This is a genomic window from uncultured Corynebacterium sp., assembly GCF_902782855.1.
Lineage (GTDB): Bacteria > Actinomycetota > Actinomycetes > Mycobacteriales > Mycobacteriaceae > Corynebacterium.
This window is the reverse complement of sequence record NZ_CACZOO010000312.1, coordinates 1-5,301: the sequence shown is the minus strand read 5'-3', so window position 1 is coordinate 5,301 and position 5,301 is coordinate 1. Positions and strand designations below refer to the sequence as shown.

The 5,301-nt window shown below is 65.4% G+C and carries 5 protein-coding genes and 1 pseudogene; all 6 read right to left on the bottom strand.

All coding sequences use genetic code 11. From position 1 onward, the window contains the following. Positions 1–477, bottom strand: a pseudogene (locus QZV72_RS12570) (hypothetical protein); the annotation flags it as partial. Continuing rightward, positions 477–1,925, bottom strand: coding sequence for an ABC transporter substrate-binding protein (locus QZV72_RS12565; RefSeq protein WP_297008926.1), 1,449 nt, complete (start codon positions 1,923–1,925; stop codon positions 477–479). The pseudogene QZV72_RS12570 and the gene QZV72_RS12565, both read right to left, overlap by 1 nt. A 165-nt stretch (positions 1,926–2,090) precedes the next feature. Then, entirely contained in the window at positions 2,091–3,491 is a 1,401-nt protein-coding gene (locus QZV72_RS12560; protein ID WP_297008925.1) for an NtaA/DmoA family FMN-dependent monooxygenase, read from the bottom strand. A gap of 231 nt (positions 3,492–3,722) precedes the next feature. Then, positions 3,723–4,313 (bottom strand): IS3 family transposase, encoded by a 591-nt coding sequence (locus QZV72_RS12555; protein WP_297008924.1) that lies wholly within the window; start codon positions 4,311–4,313, stop codon positions 3,723–3,725. Then, entirely contained in the window at positions 4,243–4,440 is a 198-nt protein-coding gene (locus tag QZV72_RS12550) for an IS3 family transposase (RefSeq protein ID WP_297008923.1), read from the bottom strand. Before QZV72_RS12550 ends, QZV72_RS12555 begins: the two co-directional genes overlap by 71 nt. A gap of 150 nt (positions 4,441–4,590) precedes the next feature. After that, the gene (locus QZV72_RS12545; protein ID WP_297008922.1) at positions 4,591–4,965 is read right to left on the bottom strand and encodes a transposase; all 375 of its coding nucleotides are present in this window, start codon (positions 4,963–4,965) and stop codon (positions 4,591–4,593) included. Positions 4,966–5,301 lie beyond the last annotated feature (336 nt).

Here is a 5,301-nt window from a genome sequence, read left to right as displayed (position 1 = left end):
GACCCAGGCCAGGACCAGGGCGGTCAGGGTCAGAGAGACGGTCGGCCAGAGTTGTTCACCGATGAGGTCGGCGACGGGGCGCCGCAGTTCCCAGGATTCGCCGAGGTCACCGTGGAGGGCGTTCCAGAGGTAGTTGAGGTACTGGACGATCAGTGGGCGGTCCCAGCCGTATTCGGCGTTGACCGCGGCGATCTCGTCGCCGCTGCGGACGGTGGTCAGACCGGACTGGACGTTGAGCACGAGGGTCGCCCGGTCGCCGGGGAGTGCGGACAGGACGAGGAACGTGACGGTCAGCGCGCCCCAGAGGACGAAGACCGCGGAGAGTATCCGCCGCAGGACGGTGCGTGCTGTAGCGGTGATCCGGCGGCGGCGTTGTCCGCGGACGGTGTCTCGCCTGTCGTGGTTGTCATGACTGTCGGACCTGGCGGGTGAGGTGGTTCCGGTTGGGGTATTCCCAGTTGAGGTTGTCACAGACATCAGTCATCTCCCTTGAGTTTGACGTCGGAGAAGACGGGCATGCCGTTGCTTCCCTGGTCCTGCCAGAACCCGTCGAGGTTCTTCTGTGTGACGACGTTGTTCGTGAAGTCGTAGAAGCCGACGGAGACCGCCTCGTCGTTGAGGTGACGTTGGAGGTCCTTGTAGAGACGGTCCCGGGTGGCGGGGTCGGGTTCGCGTTGCGCGGCCAGGATCTTCTGTTCGACCGCCGGGTCGGAGAAGTGGTTCTTGTTGTTGCCGTTGGGGCTGTCCGGGGTGCCGGCGTTGTAGACGATGTCGAGGATGTTCTGGGCGGGCCACACCCAGTAGCCGAAGATGATCTCGGCTTCGTCGGGTTCCTGCGAGAGGCCGGCGAAGTGCTGGGTCTGGGTCAGCGGGACGAGCTCGACCTTGAAGCCGACCTTCGATGCCTGCTCCTGGACCGCCTGGAGCGCGGAGACGCCGTCCTGGCTGACGATCGCGCCGCTGCCGAAGGGGATCCGGACGCGGAGCTGGTGCCCGTCCTTTTCCCGGACGCCGTCGGCGCCCGGTGTCCAGCCGGCGTCGTCGAGCAGTCGGCCGGCCCGGTCCGGGTCGTAGGCGTAGGTGTCGTTGACGTCGAGGTACGAGGGGTTGGTGGGGCTGAGCGCGCCGTTGGCCTCGTAGGGTGCGGAGCCCTTGAACACGGATTCCGAGATCGTCTTCCGGTCGGTGGCGTAGGCGAAGGCCTGCCGGACGCGGACGTCGGTGAAGGGCCCCTGCTGCACGTTGAAGTTGAAGCTCTGTTGGCGTCCTCCGGTGATGAACCGGTGGGCGGTGTAGTCGCGTTCGGCGGTCTCCCACTGACTGGCGGGCGGGTCGTAGACGGCCTGCGCCTCCCCGCTGGTCAGTGCGCTCCACCGGGTGTTGGCGTCCGGCGCGAACTTCCAGTCGAGGTATTTCTCGTAGGCGGGGCCCTGGTGCCGTGCGTTCTCGGGTGCCGAGTCGTAGTCGTCGTTGCGCTCGAAGAGGATCTGCTGGCCCTGCGACCACTTCTTCACCTTCCAGGGGCCCGATCCCACCGGGTACTGGCAGTTCTCGGCGTCCGAGTGGGTGGACAGGGCGGTGGGTGACTGGATGCCGTAGTGGCCGTTGGCCAGGATGCGGAAGATCTCCGGGTTCGGTTCGGAGAGGTGGAGGGTGACCGAGTTCTCGCCGTGGGCCGTGGCCCCGACAAGGTAGGAGAAGCTGTTCCAGCCGAGGTTCTTGAGCCAGTAGTCGGTGTTGGCGACGACGGCGTCCGCGTTGAACGGTGTGCCGTCGGTGAATGTCACGCCGTCCTTCAGGTCGAAGGTGATGTCCTTGCGGTCGGGGGAGACCGACCAGTGCGTGGCGAGCCAGGGGACCGGGTGGTCGTTATCCCAGCTGACGAGGGAATCGAAGACCTGACGGGAGGTGTAGGCCGCCTGCACCCAGGATCCCCCAGAGGCAGGGTGGTTCCTGTTCGTGGACGTAGGTGATGGTGTGTTCTGTGTCGTCGGTGGAGGCGGACGACGGCGCGCACGCGGCGCCGAGTGCGAGGATGCTCAGCACCGCGACGGTGCCCGCGCAGGCCCGCACCGTACCGTGTGGCGGGGTCACGGGCGGGCCGCCACGGTGTTGTCGAGTCCGACCTCGTGGGCGCGGTGACCGGCGGCGAGGGCGTCGCCGTTGCGGAACAGCTTCTCGCGCAGGGTGCCGGGGTGGTACTCGCGCTGGGCGAGTCCGCGCTCCTGGAGCACCGGGACGACCTGGTCGACCCACTCGTCCCACCAGCCCAGGGTGGTGACGGGGACGACGTTGAACCCGTCGACCCCGGCGTCCGCCCAGCGTTCGACCTCGTCGGCGATCTGGTCCGGGGTGCCGGCGAACCGTCCGGGCAGGAAGGCGTTGTCGCGGAGGAAGTCCCGGAAGGTCACCGGGTGGCCGTCGCCGTAGTCGGCGTCGACGGCGGCGCGGAAATGCGACCGGACGCCGTCGCCGAGTTCGGTGCGGTCCTTGAGTTCGTCGAGGGTGGTGTCCGGGTCGATGGCGGAGAGGTCGATCCCGCTTCCACCGCTGAGGAAGGCGCGCAGGGCGTTGTAGTCGATGTTGTCGTGGAGGTACCGCTGCTTTCGCTTCGCCTCCTCCTCGGTCGATCCGATGACGGTGGACAGCTGCACGATCTTCTTCAGCGACTTCGGGTCGCGGCCGTGCTGTCGTGCGAGGTCGTCGAGGCGGGCGATGTCGCGCTTCGCGGCGTCCGGTGTGTTGGAGGGGAGGAATGTCACCTCCGCGTTCCGGACGGCGAACTCGCGGCCGGCGGGGGAGTTGCCGGCCTGGAACAGGACGGGGGTTCGCTGCGGGGACGGCTCCACGACGTGCGGGCCCTCCACGTCGTAGTAGTCGCCGTGGTGGTTGATGCGGTGGATCTTGTCCGGATCGAAGAAGCGGTTGGTCGACGGGTCGTGGAGCACCGCGCCGTCCTCCCAGGAGTGTTCCCACAGCTTGTAGGTGACGTCGACGTACTCCTGGGCCCACCGGTAGCGCTCGTCGTGGCTGACGATCGTGTCGTGCCCGTAGTTCCGGAAGCCGTTGGACAGGTAGGAGGTGACGATGTTCCAGGCGGCGCGGCCGCCGGTGAATTCGTCGATGGAGGACAGCTGGCGGGCGAAACTGAACGGGTGCGCCTGGATGATGTTGCTCGTCACGGCGATACCGAGGTGTTCGGTGACCAGTCCCAGGGCGGAGGCGATGGTGACCGGGTCGGGTTCCGGGAACTGCGAGCCGGCCCGGACCGAGGCGGTGCCGTCGGCAAAGTCCAGATCGTAGACTCCGACGACGTCGGCGATGAACAAGGAATCGAAGCGGCCACGTTCGAGTGTTCGGACGACGTCGACATAGGACTCCAACTTGTTGTACCCGTACTGGACACTGCCCTCAGGGGTTCGCCAGTAGCCGTGGCTGTGGTGGTTGGGGGTCAGGTGGAGAAAAGCATTGTAGATGAGCTCGCGTGTCATACGAATTGGTCTCTCGTTGTCTTGTCGGTGAACAACGGAGAACCATAGCTACAGACAGCTTGGTCTACTATTGTTAGTTCTTTCCTGAATGGATCGAATCACCGCACGGTTGGACAGGCGGAGACTTGTCGGATCTTCAGCCCTGAGGTCCTGCAGTCAGCGGTGGATGTGGAGATCGTGACGTCGGGCTGGGTGCCCTGTTGGCCTTCCCCGCAAATCGTGGACAGGTAACTAAGCTGCCTCAGGGTCCTGGACAGCAGGTTTGTTGAGCAGATTCATTTCGAACTCCACTGGCGGCACGTAGCCCAGCGCGGAGTGCAGCCGCCGACGGTTGTACCGGGACTCGATCCAGTCACCGACCTTCAGCCTCGCCTCCGCCCGCGTGTCCAGGTGCGACGGTCGTAGAACTCGGTCTTCAACGTCGCCCACACGCTCTGAAGCCATCGCGTTGTCCCAGCACACTCCGGTCCGACCAACCGACTGGAGCATCTCCAGGTCCCGGCAGGCCTTGTACATGTCGTCACTGGTGAACTCGGTGCCTCGGTCGGCGTGGAACACCACCCCGTCGGGAACCTCTCCACGCAACGTATGAGCCATGCGCAGCGCCTTTTCCACCAGGAAGGAGCCCATGTGGGAGTCCATCGCCCAGCCCAGGATCCGGCGGGAGTGCGCATCGGTGACCGCGGCGAGGTACAGCCAGCCCTCACCGGTGCGAAGATAGGTGATGTCTGAAATCCAGACACGGTTGAGTTCACCCTGGTCCCAGCCACGTTTGACCCGGCCAGGGATCTTGTAGGCGTCCACACCGGCGATGGTGGTCACCGGGGTGAACTTCTTCTTCGCTGATGCCCTCCAGGCCCTGACGGAGCATGGATCTCGCCACGGTCTTCCGATCAACGAACGTGCCCTCCCGGGCGAGCTGGGCATGGACTCTGGGTGCTCCGTACACGTCGTCGGACTCGGCGAAGACCTTCCGGACCTTCGCATCGAGTTCGTCGCGTTCACAGCGCCTGGGGCCGGGTTGTGAGCGTTGCCGTGTAGCCCAGGCAGAACCCGGACCGGGATACTCCCAGCAGGCGTGCCATGCGGGTGAGCCTGGTCAGTTCGCCTTCTCCGCCGCCATCAGTTCGTACCGTTCGTCGGTCGTTGCTTGGTGGCGAAGAAGGCCGCTGCTTTTCCCCAAAAACTCGTTGTCCTTGTGCAGCTCGGCGACCTGTCGACGCAGGGCCTTGAGCTCGGCGCGTTCATCCAGGGTCAGGTCCCCGGTCGGTTCGCCGGCCTCCTCGGCGCGTTCGGCGGCGACCCACTTGCCCAATGACTGCGCGCCGACATTGAGTTCGCGGGCGACTTCGGCGATGGTGCGGCCGGTGTCGATGACCAGGCGGGCGGCTTCGTGCTTGTACTCGGGGCTGAAGGTCCGCCGCGGTCGCTTGCCGCCACTGGCTCTGCCGGTTCCGGGGGTGTTGTCGGTCATGGTGACATCCTCTCGTGCGGGACGGGTCCCGACTCAACGAGGGTAGGGCCACATCAGGTCGGGTGAGGCTTGGGCCAGCAGGTCGTCGAGGTATCCGGTGGGGTCGATATGATTGGGTGCGGAGGCCATCGTTGGTGTCCTTTCGAGGATGTGTAGGAGCTGAGTCGAAAGGTACCGCGGTGGTCTCCTTACTGGTCGGCAAGGAAGTTCACCGGGCGGTAGCTGTACACCACGCTAATGGACGCAACCTCGACCGGGCCTACCCGCAGCAGGATCTGCACCTGGTGATGGACAACTACGCCACCCACAAAACCGCGGAGGTCACAGACTGGCTGG